This is a genomic window from Burkholderia sp. Tr-20390 (assembly GCF_017104595.1).
Lineage (GTDB): Bacteria > Pseudomonadota > Gammaproteobacteria > Burkholderiales > Burkholderiaceae > Burkholderia.
This window is the reverse complement of sequence record NZ_JAAGPC010000198.1, coordinates 1-15,649: the sequence shown is the minus strand read 5'-3', so window position 1 is coordinate 15,649 and position 15,649 is coordinate 1. Positions and strand designations below refer to the sequence as shown.

At 66.1% G+C, this 15,649-nt stretch carries 13 protein-coding genes and 2 pseudogenes; 7 read left to right on the top strand and 8 right to left on the bottom strand.

The window, feature by feature from the left end:
* Positions 1-71: 71 nt before the first annotated feature.
* From G3N98_RS33420 to G3N98_RS33410, 3 genes are all read right to left on the bottom strand, one after another.
* Positions 72-470, bottom strand: coding sequence for a winged helix-turn-helix domain-containing protein (locus G3N98_RS33420; protein ID WP_089427051.1), 399 nt, complete (start codon positions 468-470; stop codon positions 72-74).
* Between the two features lie 455 nt (positions 471-925).
* On the bottom strand, positions 926-3,136 hold the full coding sequence (locus G3N98_RS33415; protein ID WP_206150562.1) for a xanthine dehydrogenase family protein molybdopterin-binding subunit: 2,211 nt from the start codon (positions 3,134-3,136) through the stop codon (positions 926-928).
* A 2-nt stretch (positions 3,137-3,138) separates the two neighbouring features.
* Positions 3,139-3,600 carry a (2Fe-2S)-binding protein gene (locus tag G3N98_RS33410; protein ID WP_006480868.1) on the bottom strand — a complete coding sequence of 154 codons (462 nt, stop codon included), beginning with the start codon at positions 3,598-3,600 and terminating at the stop codon, positions 3,139-3,141.
* A 372-nt stretch (positions 3,601-3,972) separates the two neighbouring features.
* Here G3N98_RS33410 and G3N98_RS33405 point away from each other — a divergent pair, with 372 nt between their 5' ends.
* Positions 3,973-4,896 (top strand): AraC family transcriptional regulator, encoded by a 924-nt coding sequence (locus G3N98_RS33405; protein ID WP_089475257.1) that lies wholly within the window; start codon positions 3,973-3,975, stop codon positions 4,894-4,896.
* Positions 4,897-4,940: 44 nt separating this feature from the next.
* Here the strand turns inward: G3N98_RS33405 and G3N98_RS33400 are convergent, their stop codons facing one another.
* From G3N98_RS33400 to G3N98_RS33380, 5 genes are read right to left on the bottom strand one after another with little or no spacing between them, the layout of a single operon-like run.
* Positions 4,941-7,592, bottom strand: a complete 2,652-nt coding sequence (locus G3N98_RS33400) for a glycosyltransferase family 2 protein (RefSeq protein ID WP_206150561.1) — start codon at positions 7,590-7,592, stop codon at positions 4,941-4,943.
* Positions 7,593-7,618: 26 nt separating this feature from the next.
* Positions 7,619-9,022 carry a UDP-glucose/GDP-mannose dehydrogenase family protein gene (locus G3N98_RS33395; protein WP_206150560.1) on the bottom strand — a complete coding sequence of 468 codons (1,404 nt, stop codon included), beginning with the start codon at positions 9,020-9,022 and terminating at the stop codon, positions 7,619-7,621.
* Between the two features lie 35 nt (positions 9,023-9,057).
* Positions 9,058-10,047 carry a UDP-glucose 4-epimerase GalE gene (galE, locus tag G3N98_RS33390; RefSeq protein WP_175240478.1) on the bottom strand — a complete coding sequence of 330 codons (990 nt, stop codon included), beginning with the start codon at positions 10,045-10,047 and terminating at the stop codon, positions 9,058-9,060.
* Positions 10,044-11,051, bottom strand: coding sequence for a UDP-glucuronic acid decarboxylase family protein (locus G3N98_RS33385; protein WP_089427055.1), 1,008 nt, complete (start codon positions 11,049-11,051; stop codon positions 10,044-10,046). Before G3N98_RS33385 ends, galE begins: the two co-directional genes overlap by 4 nt.
* The gene (locus tag G3N98_RS33380; protein WP_346779122.1) at positions 11,044-11,517 is read right to left on the bottom strand and encodes a hypothetical protein; all 474 of its coding nucleotides are present in this window, start codon (positions 11,515-11,517) and stop codon (positions 11,044-11,046) included. Before G3N98_RS33380 ends, G3N98_RS33385 begins: the two co-directional genes overlap by 8 nt.
* A gap of 74 nt (positions 11,518-11,591) precedes the next feature.
* On the opposite strand from G3N98_RS33380, the gene G3N98_RS33375 reads away from it, so the two are divergent.
* The 6 genes and pseudogenes from G3N98_RS33375 to G3N98_RS33350 form a co-directional block, all read left to right on the top strand.
* Positions 11,592-12,260, top strand: coding sequence for a hypothetical protein (locus G3N98_RS33375; protein ID WP_206150559.1), 669 nt, complete (start codon positions 11,592-11,594; stop codon positions 12,258-12,260).
* Positions 12,261-13,140: 880 nt separating this feature from the next.
* Positions 13,141-13,464, top strand: a complete 324-nt coding sequence (locus tag G3N98_RS33370; RefSeq protein ID WP_089427058.1) for a hypothetical protein — start codon at positions 13,141-13,143, stop codon at positions 13,462-13,464.
* Positions 13,465-13,575: 111 nt separating this feature from the next.
* A complete protein-coding gene (locus G3N98_RS33365; RefSeq protein WP_089427059.1) occupies positions 13,576-14,166 on the top strand; it encodes a hypothetical protein in 591 nt (196 codons plus the stop codon).
* A gap of 73 nt (positions 14,167-14,239) precedes the next feature.
* Positions 14,240-14,521 (top strand): hypothetical protein, encoded by a 282-nt coding sequence (locus G3N98_RS33360; protein WP_089427060.1) that lies wholly within the window; start codon positions 14,240-14,242, stop codon positions 14,519-14,521.
* Between the two features lie 44 nt (positions 14,522-14,565).
* A pseudogene (locus G3N98_RS33355) lies at positions 14,566-15,531 on the top strand (chemotaxis protein CheA); the annotation flags it as partial.
* A gap of 27 nt (positions 15,532-15,558) precedes the next feature.
* Positions 15,559-15,649 (top strand): annotated as a pseudogene (locus tag G3N98_RS33350) (YggT family protein); the annotation flags it as partial.

Below are 15,649 nucleotides of genomic sequence, written 5' to 3'. Positions count from 1 at the left end.
GCTGCGGATCGCCGCAGCGCGGTGGGGGGAGCGTGGCCGATGCGCCGCGTGCGGGCGGCGCGGGGGAAGCGTCAGGCGTAGTCGGCGGCCATCACGGCCTGCGGCGCCACGCGCAGGATCGGCGCGGCTTCGTGGCGCTCGACGTGCGTCATCGCCGCACCGAACAGCACGAGACGATAGCCGACCGCGTAGATCGGGATGATCCGCAGGTTCTTGTCGTGATCGAGCTGCAGCTTCGAACGGATACGCGAGATATGGGTGTCGAGCGTGCGCGACGACACGCCGAGTTCACGGCCCCATACGGCTTCCTGGATTGCCTGCCGCGGCACGACCTTGTTCATGTTGTCGAGCAGGAATTCGACGACGTCGAATTCACGCGGCGTGACATCAATGATCTTGTTGTCGATTTCGATCGTGCGGCGCACGAAGTTGATTTTTATGTTGTCGATGTACAGGTATTTGCAATCCATGGTGGCCCTCGCATGTCCATAAAGGAGTGTTTGCGGGTCCTGTGCTGCAACTTCCGGGCCAGGGAGCGGATCGCCGGGGATCGACAGGGGGCGGCGCCCGTGCAGGCGGCGCGGCAGCCTTGAATTTAAAAGAATTTTTAACGGAAGGCGCGGGGCGTAGAGAAAAGGGGGCGGGACAACCGTGAAGGATTGTTACGTAGCATCGGCGGGCGACGTTACGGGCGTTACGTCCGACGTAACGTGTCGGGCGAGGTGGGGGGCGGGGCTGGCGGAGCGTCGCCGCGGCCAAATGGTGAACCCGACATCGAACGCTACATGGGTCGATTGATTTTCGATACGAATCAATGTGTTACGGGTGATTTTTGCCGACATCGAACCCTACATTGCCGGCGTCCTGAATTAAAAACGCCGGCCGCGAGACGTCTGCGCCCCGCGGCCGGCGTTCCGGCCCATCCTCAAGCCTTCGCGCTATCCGCCGAATCGAACGGCAGCACGTAATGCCGCTTGCCCGTCGCCGCGAAGATCGCGTTCGCGACCGCCGGCCCGATCGGCGCGACGCCCGGCTCGCCGACCCCGGTCGGGGCTTCGGCCGACGGCACGATATGCACTTCGACCTTCGGCATCTCGGCCATCCGCAGCACGTGGTAACCGTCGAAGTTGCGCTGCTCGACCTGGCCGTCCTTCAGCGTGATCGCGCTGTGCATCGCCGCGCCGAGCCCGAAGCCGATGCCGCCCTCCATCTGCGCGGCGACGATGTCGGGATTGATCGCGATCCCGCAATCGACCGCGCACACCACGCGCTCGACCTTCACCTTGCCGTCCGCGTCGACCGACACCTCGGCCACCTGCGCGACATAGCTCTTGAACGCCTCGGCGACCGCGATCCCGCGCCCGCGGCCCTTCGGCAGCGGCTTGGCCGGATCCCAGCCGGCCTTCTGCGCGGCCAGGTCCAGCACCGCGCGCATGCGCGGCTCCTTCGCGAGCAGGTCGCGGCGGAACGCGTACGGATCCTTGGCCGCCGTGTGCGCGGCTTCGTCGATGAACGCCTCGACCGCGTACGCCGTGTGCGAGCTGCCGACCACGCGCCACCACAGCACGGGCAGGCCGACCTTGGTGGTGGTGAGTTCGACCGACACGTTCGGCACCGCGTACGGCAGGTTCGCCGCGCCCTCGACCGAGGTGGCGTCGACGCCGTTCTTCACCATGAACGCCTCGAACGGCGTGCCGGCGAGGATCGACTGGCCGACGATCCGGTGGCGCCAGCCGACCAGCTTGCCGTCCGCGGTCAGCCCCGCGTCGAGCTTGTGGAAGTACATCGGCCGGTAGAAGCCGCCCTGGATGTCGTCCTCGCGCGTCCATTGCAGCTTGACGGGCTTGCCGTCCGCGCCGAGCGCCTTCGCGATCGACACGGCCTCGACCACGTAGTCCGACCACGCGTTCGCGCGCCGGCCGAAGCTGCCGCCCGCGTACAGCGTGTGGATCTGCACCTGCTCGGGCTTCAGGCCGGCCGTCCGGGCCGCGTTGGCCTGGTCGACGGTCTGGAACTGGTCGCCGGCCCAGATCTCGCAGCTGTTCGCCGTCAGCTTGACGACCGCGTCGAGCGGCTCCATCGGCGCGTGCGCGAGATACGGGAACTCGTACGTCGCGCTGATCTTGCGCGCGGCACCCGTGATCGCCGCGTCGGCATCGCCGTCCTTGCGCGCCGACGTGCCCGGCTTGTCGGCGAGCTGCCGGTATTCGCGCATGATCTCGTCCGAGCCGCGCCTTTCCGCGTTCGTTTCGTCCCATTCGACCTTCAGCGCGTCGCGGCCCTGTTTCGCGGCCCAGAAGCCGGTGCCGACGACGGCGACGCCGCCCGGCACCTGCACGACCGACACGACGCCCGGCACGGCCTTGGCCGCCGTCGCGTCGAACGACTTCACCTTCGCGCCGAAGCGCGGCGGGCGCTGCAGCAGCGCGACGCGCATGCCGGGGACGGTCGTGTCGAGCGTGAAATGCGCGGTGCCGTTCGATTTGGCCGACGCGTCGACGCGCGGAATCGGGTGACCGATCAGCTTGAAATCGGCCGGCTGCTTCAGCGTGACCTTGTCCGGCACCGGCAGCTTCGCCGCATCGGCGACGAGCGTGCCGTACGCGGCCGTCTTGCCGCTCTTCGCATGCGTGACGACGCCATTGGCGGTCGTCAGCTCGCTGGCCGGCACCTTCCAGCGGGCCGCCGCGGCCGATACCAGCATCGCGCGGGCCTTGCCGCCGGCTTCGCGCAGTTGCTGCCACGAGTTCGACATGGCCGAGCTGCCGCCCGTCCCCTGCATCGTGCCGAACGCGAGGTTCGCATAGCGTTTCGCATCGGCGGGCGCGCTTTCGACGCGCACGTGCGACCAGTCGGCGTCGAGCTCCTCGGCGACGATCGTCGCGATGCCCGTATAAGCGCCCTGGCCCATTTCGACGTGCTTCGCGATGACCGTGACGGTGCCGTCGGGCGTGATGCGCAGGAACGCGTTCGGCGCGAAACCGGCGGCGGGCGCGGTCGCGGCGAGCGCGCGGCGGCCGAAGCCGCTGAAGTCGAAGCCGATGGTCAGGCTGACGGCGGCCACGGCGCCGGCGGCCTTCAGGAACGTGCGGCGCGACGGACGCACCGACCCGGTGTTGTCGAGTTCGATCGTCATGGTCAGGCTCCCAGCGTCGCGGCCGCGTCGTGGATCGCCGCCCGGATGCGGGCGTAGGTCGCACAGCGGCACAGGTTGCCGTTCATCGCGGCGTCGATGTCCGCGTCGGTCGGCTTCGGGTTCTGTTCGAGCAGCGCGGTGGCCGACATGATCTGGCCGGACTGGCAGTAGCCGCACTGCGGCACCTGCAGCTTGACCCAGGCGGCCTGCACGGCCTGTGCGGGCTTGCTCTGCAGGCCTTCGATCGTCGTGACGTGCTTGCCCGCGATGCCGGCGAGCGGCAGCACGCACGAGCGGACGGCCTGGCCTTCGAGATGCACGGTGCACGCGCCGCACTGCGCCATGCCGCAGCCGAACTTCGTGCCGGTCAGTCCCGCGTGTTCGCGAATCGCCCAGAGGACGGGCATCGACGGATCGGCGTCGAGCGTGACGTTCTTGCCGTTCAGGACAAAGGAGGTAGGCATTGTGATTGTCTCCGTGGGGAAAACCCGGCATGCGCCCGGTTACAGGGTCTGCTCACGCTCATAGCGGGCTTGCGCTGGCCCCACGAATGAATTTATCCAAAACAGGGGAACGTGCGTTGCCGGCCGTATTGCGGCGTCGATCGTCGCTTGTTTGGCTCGGCCAAACGGCGCTCCTCACTCCTTGCACTACGACCGGCAACGCACGTTCGCAAGCCCGCTATGAGCGTGAGCAGGCCCTGAGTGTGCGCGAGCGGCCGGTTTTTGCGTCTACCCAATCCTGCAAATTTATTGAACAATCCTGCAAATCCCCGGCGGGCGGCGGGCGGTTTCGCTATGCTCCCGCGACATGAGGAAATTGATCGAGGAAGCGTCATGGACATGACCGATATCGTGGCATCGCGCGCATCCGGGCAGCGCGAACTGGCGACGCTGATCAGCCGCTTCGCGCCCGCGGACGGCTCGCATTCAACGGCCGTGCCGGGTTTGATGCTGCACCGGCACACGCGGCCGGTCGATCTCGGCTGCGGCGTGTCGCGGGCCGCGCTCGTGATCGCCGCGCAGGGCTCGAAGCGCGTGATCGTGGCCGGCCAGGCTTACGAGTACGACGCGCAGAATTGCCTGATTACCTCCATCGACTTGCCGATCCTGTCGCGCGTGACGTCCGCGTCACCGGACGCGCCGTACCTGTGCCTGTCGCTGACGCTCGATCCGCAGCGCATCGTCGAGCTCGCGGCCGAGATGCGGCTGCCTGAACCCGATGCGGGTCCGGAAGGCGAGGGGATCGCGCTCGCCGAGCTGACGCCGCCGCTGCTCGATGCCGCGCTGCGGCTGATGCGGCTGCTCGATACGCCGGCCGACATTGCGGTCGTTGCGCCGCTGATCGAAAAGGAACTGCTGTACCGGCTGATGACGAGCGGGCAGGGCACGCGGCTGCGACACATGGCGATCGCGGGCAGCCAGACGCACCGGATCGCCCGCGCGATCGAATGGATCCGCGACCACTTCGCCGAGCCGATGCGCGTCGAGTCGCTCGCGCAGGCGGTCAACATGAGCGTGTCGTCGCTGCACCATCATTTCAAGCACGTGACGACGCTGAGCCCGCTGCAGTACCAGAAGCAGTTACGGTTGCACGAGGCGCGACGGCTGCTGCTGCGGCAGGGCGGCGACGTCGGGTCGGTGGCCGCCGTCGTCGGCTATGAAAGCGCGTCGCAGTTCAGCCGCGAATACAGCCGGCTGTTCGGCGCGCCGCCGATGCGCGACGTCGTGCAGTTGCGCAGGAAGGAACTGCTCGGCTGACGGCCGATCGCGGAAAGCCGGCGCGCCGTCGATCGCCGCACCGGTCACCTGGCGACCACCGTCGTCTGCAGGAAGGCCGGCGCGATCCGCCAGTCCGGCACGTAATGCGCGGGCCACGCGCCGGGCGTATCGACCGCGTTGAAATACACCACGGCCTTCAGCAGCGGATAGCGCCACAGCGACCGCTGGAATTCGTCGAGTGCCTCGCGCTTGCGCGCATTCGACCCATCGACGCCGAGCTCCGTGACCATCACCGGCAGCCCGTAGTCGGCCACTCGCTCGTACTTGGTCCGCAGGACGCTCGCGGCGGACGCATGGCTGCCGGCCGGCCAGATCGCGCAGCGCGGGCAGTCGAACACGGACAGGCCGATGTCGTCCACATAGCCGCGGCCCGGGAAATAGTCGTCGAGGTTCCGGTTGCCGGCCGGCGACCACACGAAGCGGATCTGGTCGGTCATCGCGCGGCAGGCGGTCACGACCCGCCGGTACGCCTGCACGTAAGCCGATGCATCGCCGATGGCCCACGGATAGCGCCCGGTGTCGGCCTCCATCTCGTGGCCCCAGCGCACGAACACGGGGTGCTTCAACGCGGCCAGCGCCGAGCAGGTGGCCGCGATCCGCGCGTCGTAGCGCCCGTGCGCGATATCGTCGAGCAGCGCGCCTTGCCGCGTGTCGCCGGCCGCCCAGGGCTCGACGGTCAGCATCAGCGAGCGGTTGCGCGCCTGCGCGTTTCGGTACGCATCGTCGATTTCCGCGCGGATGTCGGGCGCGTTCCACGACACGAACACATGGTCGAACGCGAGATTCCGGTCGCCCGCGAGCGTGTTGTCGGGATCGTAGGCGCCGAGTTCGGGCTGCTTCACCGGTTCGCCCGGCACGGGCGCGACCACGGCCGGCAATCCCGAGCGCCACATCATCGCCTGCCAGCCTTTCGGCGCGCGCAGCCCGATGCCCGACAGCAGTATCGCGAGCGCGAACACGAACAGCGCGTTGCGCACGGGCAGGCGGCTGAAGAACATCTGCCTGAACGCCGACCACGCGAGCCCTTGCTCCCGGCCGTGATTCACCGCGACGACGGCCGCGATCACCAGATACAGGATGCTCGTCAGCGTCGAGAACAGGTAGAAACCGGCGGCGTTGCGCGGATCCTCGACCGTGACGACGGGCAGGCTGCAGAACAGCGAGATCAGCAGATACGGGGCGACCACGCGCAGCGGCGCGTCCTGTTCGATCGCGCCGCCCTTCGGCGTGACCTTGAACGGAAATTCCTTGCCGCGCACGCAGTCGAGCACCGCCGACACGCAGCCGAGCACGACCCACGGCCAGCGTGCGAACACGAACGACAGCCCTTCCCACGACAGCAGTTTCGTATTCAGCGGGCGGCACGACTGGGTCGAATGCGTGGCCCAGGTCACGACGCACAGCAGCAGCACGGCCAGCGGCAGCGCGTAGGTGAGGTACGTGAGGTAGTCGACGTGCGCCCACACGCGGCCCGTGAGCAGCGCGACGACCGGAATCACGACGCCGCCGGCCATCGCGAGCGCGCACAGCGGATACCACAGCTGGCAGAACAGGAACTGCGCCTTCAGTTTCAGCGGCAGCCCCATGAAATAGCGGCGCGTGTAGCGCAGCATGATGATCATCACGCTCTTGGACCACTGGAATTCCTGCGTGGCCAGGTCGCCGAACGTGCGCGGCCCTTCGCCGTTGGCGATCGCGTTCAGCGCATGCATGCCGCGCCAGCCCTTCGAATTGAAGATCATCGTGGTCGAGTGATCCTCGGCGAGCTCGGGCCCGAGCCCGCCGATCTCGCGCAGCGCGCGGCAGCGCACCGCATAGTGCGAGCCGATGCACAGCGGCGCGAGGCCGCCAGCATAGCCGGCCTGCATCGTGCCGTGCAGCGGCCCCTCGACGTTCACGCGCCCGCGTGCGCTCCAGCTCATGGCCGCATTGCTGTCGCAGATGCTCGGCGCCGACACGTAGCCGACTGCCGGATCGACGAACGGCCGCAGCATCTCCTCGAGATAGGTGCGGGTCGGCACGTGATCGGCATCGAGCTGCGACACGAAATCGTAGTGGTCGTAGCCAACCCTGTCGTAGAAGTACGTGAGATTGCCTTCCTTGCACTGGGTCCGGCGCGGCCAGCTCGTCCGGTGGTACGCGGCGATGCCGCGCCGCGTCGACACGAACACGCCGTGCTCGCGGCACCAGTCGAGCGTCTCGGGCGACGGGTCCTCATCGGCGAGCCACGTATCGTGCGGATAGGTCTGGTCGAGCATCGCCAGCAGCGTCGTGCGGACGATGTCGAACGGCTCGGACGGCGCCTTGGTGACGACCATCGCGACGCGCCAGTCGCGCGGCACCGACAGCGCGGGGTTCGGCACGACCGCCGAGCGGATGATGAAGATGAAGTAGCCGGGAATGAAGGTGGTCCAGAACAGCACGAAGCAGTTGACGCCGAAGCGGAAGGCGTCGACGTAGTGCTCGTCGCGCAACCACCAGCGCCAGAAGATGCCCAGCGCGACGAACCAGCCCAGCGCGAGGAGGTGGAAGACGATACGGGTCCCGCTGTCCATCAACGGGACGACGAGCGGAACGTCGGCGTTCATCGATGCGGCGCGATCCGCTTCGGAGGAGGGGGGGGCGGCGGTATCCGGCGCAGGGCCGCCCGCCAGCGACGCAACCAGCTTCTTCATGGTGCTCTCCCGTCAAGGTCAGATCATCAGTCTTGAAGCAGGCCGCGTGGCAGCCGGGTGTCCTCGCTGGCAGGCGGTTGTTCCGGTGCCGGGTCGGCCGGCGTGCGTTCGCCGCACGCGCGGCCCACGCGCTCGTAGCGGCGAAAGCCGCTGTCGACGGCGAGCCGTTCGCTGAACAGGTTGCGCATGTCGAGCATCACGGGATCGGCCATGTGATCCGCGAGGTCGGCGAGATCGAGTGCCTCGAACGCTTTCCATTCGGTCATCACGACGACGGCGTCCGCGCTGCGCACCGCGTCGATCGCGGAGCCCTCCATGAAGACCTGCGGCAGCAGCCGCGACGCTTCGTGCGGACGCGCCGGGTCGTACGCGCGGATATGCGCGCCCGCGCCGACGAGCAGCTGGATCACGTCGATGCTCGGGCTTTCGCGCACGTCGTCGGTCTGGCCTTTGAACGTGAGGCCGAGCACCGCGATGCGCTTGTCCTTGATCGAGCCGCCGCAGGCTTTCTCGATGCGGCGCAGGATCTGCTCCTTGCGCAGCGCGTTCGATTCGATCGCCGCGCTGACGATGCGCAGCGGCACCGCATGCTCGGAAGCCGTCGCCTTCAGCGCACGCGTGTCCTTCGGGAAGCACGAGCCGCCCCAGCCGGGGCCGGCCTTCAGGAACGATGCGCCGATGCGGCGGTCGAGGCCCATCCCGTTCGCGACCAGTTCGACGTCGGCGCCGACGGCTTCGCACAGGTCCGAGATCTCGTTGATGTAGCTGATCTTCACCGCGAGGAACGCATTCGCCGCGTACTTCACGAGTTCGGCCGTTTCGATCTCGGTCGCGAGCACGAGATGGCCCATCGCTTCCAGCGGCGCATAGATGGCCTTCATGATCTCGATCGCACGCGGATGCTCGGCGCCGAACACGACGCGGTCCGGGTGCATGAAATCGTCGATCGCCGAGCCTTCGCGCAGGAACTCCGGATTCGATGCGATCGCCGCGTCGATGCCGTCCGGCGCGCAGCGTTCGACGATGTGCTTGACGATCCGGTTGGTGCCGACTGGCACCGTCGACTTCGTGACGACGACCGCGAAGCCGGTCAGGTTCGACGCGATCTCGCGCGCGGCCGCCTCGACGTACCGCAGGTCCGCCTGGTCGGTGCCCGGCAGCGTCGGCGTGCCGACCGCGATGAATACCGCGTCGCGATCGCGCACGCTCGTCGCGAGGTCGCTGCTGAAGCGCAGCGTGCCGCGTTCGACGTTGCGGGCGACGACGGCGTCGAGGCCCGGTTCGTAGATCGGCATGCAGCCGTCGTTCAGCGCGTCGATCTTGCCGCGATTGTTGTCGATGCAGACGACGTCATGCCCGAGATCCGCAAAGCACGCGCCGCTGACCAGCCCGACGTAGCCCGTGCCGACGATGGCGATCCGTACCTTCATGGTGATTCCCCTGCGTGGCGTTCAAGGAAACTTGCTCAATTGCCGGATTCGAATTGCAGTGCCTTCTGAAACCACGCCGCGGCGTGTTCGACCATCGGTTCGATCGCGGTGAAACGCGGCCGCCAGCCGAGCACGAGCGCGGCCTTCGTGGCGTCGGCGTACAGCTCGGGCGGGTCGCCCGGGCGGCGCGCGGCCGTGACCGTCGGCACGCGCCGGCCCGTCACGGCTTCGACGGCGCGCAGTGCGTCGAGCACCGACGTTCCTTTGCCGGTGCCGAGATTCAGTGCGACGCTGTGGCCGCCGCCGCACAGATAGGCGGTTGCTTTCAGGTGCGCGTCGGCGAGGTCACTCACATGCACGTAGTCGCGAATCGCCGAGCCGTCGGGGGTCGGGTAGTCGGTGCCCATCACCTGGAATGCAGGGCCGGTGCCGAGTGCCGCGCGGATCGCGAGCGGCAGCGCGTGCGTTTCCGGTTCGTGGCATTCGCCGATCTCGCCGTCAGGGTCCGCACCGGCCGCGTTGAAGTAGCGCAGCGCGACCCACTTCAGCCCGTACGCGCGCTCGAAATCGGCGGCCATCCGTTCCATCGCGTACTTCGTGAAGCCATACGGATTGATCGGCTGCTGCGGCGTGCGCTCCGAGATCGGCAGCACGTCCGGAACGCCGTACGTCGCGCACGACGACGACATCACGATCTTGCCGACGCCGGCCGCGCGCATCGCGCTCAGCAGCGTGCAGGTGCCGGTGACGTTGACCGTGTAATAGCGGTCGGGCGCGAGCACCGAATCGCCGACGTACGCGAGCGCCGCGAAATGGATCACGACGTCGGGCCGGTGCGCGGCGAACGCCTTCGACAGCGCGTCGCGGTCGAGAAGGTCGGCCGCGACGAGCGGCCCCCAGCGAACCGCGTCGCGATGGCCGGTCGACAGGTTGTCGTAGGCGACCGGTTCGTGTCCCGCCGCCGCGAGCGCCTTGCAGGTATGGCTGCCGATGTAGCCCGCTCCGCCTGTCACGAGCACTTTCATGCCGTGGCCCCGGTCACGCGCAGCACCGGCTCGAGCCACAGTTCACGGCTGAAATAGTCGACGGTCCGGCGCAGCCCTTCGTCGAGATCGATGCCCGGCCGCCAGCCGAGCTCGGCCGAGGCCACCGAGATGTCGGGCTTGCGCTGGTGCGGATCGTCGATCGGCAGCGGCCGGAACACGATCTCCGATGTCGAGCCCGTCATCGCGAGCACTTTCTCCGCGAGCTCGATCATCGTGAATTCGCCGGGGTTGCCGATGTTGACCGGCGTGCCGACGTTGCGCTCGGCGCTCATCAGGCAGAAGAAGCCGTCGATCAGGTCGCTGGCGAAGCAGAACGAGCGCGTCTGCCGGCCGTCGCCGTAGATCTCGAGCGGCGCGCCGTTGAGCGCGCCGACGATGAAGTTCGACACGACGCGGCCGTCGCGCGGCGACATCCGCGGGCCGTAGGTGTTGAAGATGCGCGCGACACGCACGTCGACGCCGTGCGTGCGGTAGTAGTCGTAGCACAGCGCCTCGGCCGCGCGCTTGCCTTCGTCGTAGCACGCGCGCGGGCCGATCGTGTTCACGTTGCCGCGATAGGTTTCCGTCTGCGGGTGCACGTCCGGGTCGCCGTAGATCTCGCTGGTCGACGCCTGGAACACGCGTGCGCCCGTCTTGCGCGCGAGCATGAGGCAGTGGTTCATGCCGAGCACGTTGGTCATCATCGTATGGACGGGATCGATCTGGTAGGTGGGCGGCGATGCCGCGCACGCGAGATTCCAGATCTCGTCCACCTGCAGTTGCGGCAGGCCGAGCGAGACGTCGCCCTTCACGAATTCGAAGCGGCCGGACGCCTTCAGGTCGGCGACGTTGAGCTTGCGCCCCGTCAGCAGGCTGTCGATGCACGTGACGGACGCGCCTTCCATGACCAGGCGTTCGCATACGTAGCTGCCGAGAAAGCCGGCGCCGCCCGTCACCAGGACGCGCTGACCGGCGCGCGTCTCGAGCGCGACCCTGTCATTCATGGCTTTCTCCTTCGTCGAGCAGCTCGAGAAACCACACGTCGATTTGCTCGACGGCGGTGCGCACGCGTTCCATCCCGCCGCACGGGTAGCGCTTCGGCAAGCGCCGGTTCGCATGGGCCGAGGTCGACGAAGCGCCGCGACAGGCGCTCCGGTTTCGTTGACTACCCCGTTGAAGCTTGAACGACGCGCACGTCGATCGATCGGTGGTGATCTTCATCGCCTTTTCCCCGATTCGCTGATGGACGAGCAGGCCGCCGTCCGTGATCTTGTGCCTCGGCGTGCCGCTCGGTGAGAGCCGGAGATCAGGCAATCGGCATGCCATGAACGATGCCGTCGCGATGCGCACGGGGCCGGCGGCGCGATTGCCGCGCGCTATGCGCGCTTCTGTTTCATGCATGTATCGTGGGGACAGAAAAGCGTGCGGGGAAATTGCCGGATCGATGCGATTCGATACGACGAAATGCACGATAAATCAGGCTTTTTCGGGAATGGTGTCGTCAAAAAGGCGTTGGTTTTGAATGTTTCATTAATGAGAAATGTGTGGATAAAGGATTAAAAACGTTTCCCGGATGTGCCGCGAATCGGGTGATTCGGTGCGTGAAAGGCGGGGCGAATGAAAGTGAAAAAATGATGTGCGGCGTGACGGGGCGTGAGTTTTCAATTGTTTTAATTATTACGCCGCCACGGAAGTTTTCTTTTTTACGGTCGATTTCGGCCCTCGAGCGGCGTGTGATCCTGTCGGTATTTTCACGGATGAATCAAATTCGTTTCGGTCATCAGGGGAAACGCACGTCGAAGACGCGCCGGAGGCTGCTGTGTCGGGCTTTCGGTGCCCGGTATCGGGCGAATCGATTCTCGTTTGTGATGGCACGGGAGAGGGGCGCACCTGCCGCACCCCCCGGTTTGCAGGCGGAAATGCCCGCGCCGCCTGCCTTGCGCGGCAGCCCGGTTCTCAAGTTTGAAACACTCGTTCATCTGGTCGCCCGGTGCGGGCCTGCGGGCCGGATTCGTCCGTCTAATCCGGCGATTGCGTCGCGGCGCTCAATGATCGGAGCGGGTGTCAGACTGTCATTGCGATACATTCCTGAAACAAAAAATGTCGTTCCCGGCGCTGCGGGCCGCCGTGGCGGCCGTTTGCCGTGCGCAATCTGCGGTGGAATATCGCGTGGCACGCTGCTTGCGGTATTGGACGCACCGGCGGGCGGCTGAAACGAAGTAACAAAGCGGTGGGGCGGCCAACTCGTCAATAAGCAGTCGGGGAAACGGCGATGAAGACCATAAGCAGTAGCTTGATCGGCGCGTACTTTGCGCATCAGTGGGGGAGTCGGAAAGGCCGGGGTGACGCTCGCGACGCTGTGCCAGCTTCGCGAGTCGTGCTGTCCCGGTTTCTTGCCCGCCGCGCGCTCCGCGTGCTGGCGCGGTTGTCGCGCCGCACGGCAGTCGGGCGACAGCGGTACTCGCTCTCATTCAGTTCACCCGGATGGATCAGGCTGTTCGTGCCGGACAGCGTGATGCCGATTCGTCCTCGGCCATGCAGGGCCGCTTCGATCGCGCCTGGCCCATGCCGGCGCCGGCCGGATTAGATCGAACGCCTGTCGGCCGGATTATCCGGAAGACGCTTCTTCGATAGCTCAGGGAGAAGACACGCCGCCTGGCTGCAACGCAGTCGTTTGTCGCTCGCGTAAAAGGTGTATTTCAAGCGGCGCTGCAATTTGCGGTGGTTAATGTATTCGCGAATTTTCGATTCCGGAAATGGGATGTCGATTTATGGCATGCCGTCCGGCGGGGTATCGAATATCGCAAGCCGGAAAGAAGTGCGTATCGTTCCGGACTGTCAAGTAATGGTGTTTTCGATGCAAGGCCAATGTTCATAAAAATAATAGAAAACACCTACAAAAAAAATTTGGATAACCAAAAATCTCGAAGCTAAGCTTCGTCTGGCCAAAATCGCAAAAAAACGTGATTTAAAAGGTAACTGGATTTTATTGATTAGATAGTGATCCTTAATTTCAAGGATTGCTCAAGTCAGGAAGGTTGATGGCGTGCGATCTTCCTGATTCACTCCGTCCACGCCGTTTTGGAGTCGACCATGAAGAAGCTTCTGATTGCAGCAGCAGTTCTGGCGGTTTCGGGTGCAGCGTTCGCCGGCAGCGGCACGGTGTCGAGCAGCAATTCGTCGAGCGGCGGTTCGACGATGGCTGGCGTTGCAGGGTTCGGTCATTTCTCCGCGACCGATTCCGGTTCGGCACTCGGTGCAGCCGGCGCGCTGGCCGGCGGCCCGGGCAGCGGTTCGGTCTCGTACACGAACCACACCCAATCGTCGTCGGTTGGCGGCTTCGGCTTCGGTGGCGCACAAGCAGGCGGCACCAGCGGCGCGAACGCCGGCTCGATCGGCTGGACGTATCACCACTAAGCCGCGACGCGTAGCGTTCGTCATTGGCTGGCGGTACGGATGCCGGGTTCCGCTCGATGGGGGTTGACCCGGCTCCGCCACCGCCGAACACACTCACAGCAAGGAATTGCTATGAAAGCCAAAGTCTTTTTAGCGACAGCGCTCACCGTCATTTCGTCCGCTGCGTTGGCAGCCGGATCGTCCACGACCAACCAGACGCAATCCGTTGCGGCGGGTGTTTCCGGTTCGGTGCTGGTCGGCTCCGGCAGCTATACCAGCAATTCGACTTCGACGGCCGGCGCGAATGCAGGCAGTACCGTGACACCCGCCGGTTCCGCCGGCACGGCGTCCGCGTTTCACAACTCGACTTCGACAGCCAGCGGGTCGGGGACGAACGGAGGCGCGTTCGCGGCAGGCGGCGGTATCGGTGCCGCCGGATCGTTCGCTGGCAACAGCAAAACGAACGAGAACGCGAATGCGCTGTCGGGAGGGGTGACCGCCACGATCGTACTCGGCGCGAACCACTACACGGCTACGGGCGCGAACGACAACGGCAATGCCAATGCGGGTGCCGTGGGGCTGACGGGCAGTGGCGGGTCGGGCGCGATCGCGGGCTCGAATCACTACAACTCGTCGACCGTGTGGAGTACCGGCCCGGCCGGTTCGCCGTCCGCATCGGGCGGAAGCCAGGGCGACTCGAGCGCAACCGGGAGCAGTCATTAGTCAGGGGTGGGGGGGACCAGTTTCCCTGCGACGCTGGTCTCTTTTCCGCATTGTTGTCACGTAAGGAGTTGGCATGAAGCAGAACCTGATTGCCGCCGCTCTGATGCTCGCGTCTCTGACGGCGTATGGCGCTGACCGTGCTGCCGATGGTGTGCAATCGAATTTGCAGACGTCAAACAACCCTGACCAGACAACCAAACCGTCAGAACAACAAACGCTTTCTTCGGGCAGTGCCATCGGCGGACCAGACGCCCAGCAGTGGCAGGGCATGTCGGCAGGCTCATGGTCCCAGCTGGGCAACGGCTGGAAGCAGTTCGGGGAAGCAGCGAAAACTGAAGGCATTCAGGGGAATTAGTACGGTTGCCTGGGTGGGAGGTCAAACCTCGTCCGGAGAGTGAAATGAACAGCAACAGGATCAAGGTGGCATGTGCGGCGATGTTCGCGATGACCACGATCGGCGCCCAGGCGCAAACCGCCGACTCGACGTCGAGCGCGCAGTCGTCGAGCGGCTCGACGGCGATCAGCCAGGGCGGCGGCTCGAGCATGAACACGAACACCACGAGCTCGCGCGGCGGCAATGCCACCAGCTCCAGCGGGGTGCGCGGCAGCGGCAATTCGACCGTGAATCTGAACGTGACGATGCCGTCCAGCACGAGCGGCGGCTCGGGCATCACGCCGCAGAGCACCAATTCGCTGCAGTCGTCCGGCGCGCCCGGCACCAACCCGTACAACACCCAGTCGTCGGAAAACGTCAATTACTCCGGGACGCAGACGATCAAGACGAACCCCTCGATCCAGGCGCCGGGCCTCACGACCACGCTGTCCGATACCTGCATGGGCTCGGTGAGCGTGGGCGTGTCGTTCCCGGGGTTCGGCGCGACGGGCGGCACGACGCTGGTCGACCAGGCTTGCGTGCGACGTCTCGATGCGCGTGAATTCCGTGCGATGGGCCTGACCGACGTGGCGCTCGCGCTGCTCTGCCAGAGCGACGCGAACCGGCGTGCGGTCGAGGCGACCGGGCACCTGTGCCCGGGCACGACCGCGCCGCTCGCCCGTTCGAACGTGGCGCCGAGCGTGGAAGCGACGGTCGCCGACGACGTGAAGTATCGCGATCCGATCGTGCGCGACCGCATGGGCTTGCCGCCGCTCGGCGCTGCCGCGCCGGCACCAGCGCAGCCCCGCCCGGTGGCGACGTCTTTCGTGCAGGCAGCACCCGTGTCGGTGCCGGTACCCGTGCCCGTGCCGTCGATGGCGCCGGTTGCCGCTGCGCCGGCTGCTGCAGTACCGGCTGTCGCAGCTGCTGCGCCGGCTGTTGCAGTACCGGCTGTCGCACCGGCAGTGGCAGCGCCTGCCGTTGCGGCCGCACGCTACTGACTAAAAAGGATGCCAACGATGTTCGGCGAGATCGCCCGTTTTCTGCTCAATACCGTTTTCACGCTGTTCGGCGCCGCGCTGATCCTGCGCGTCTGGATGCAGGCCGTCC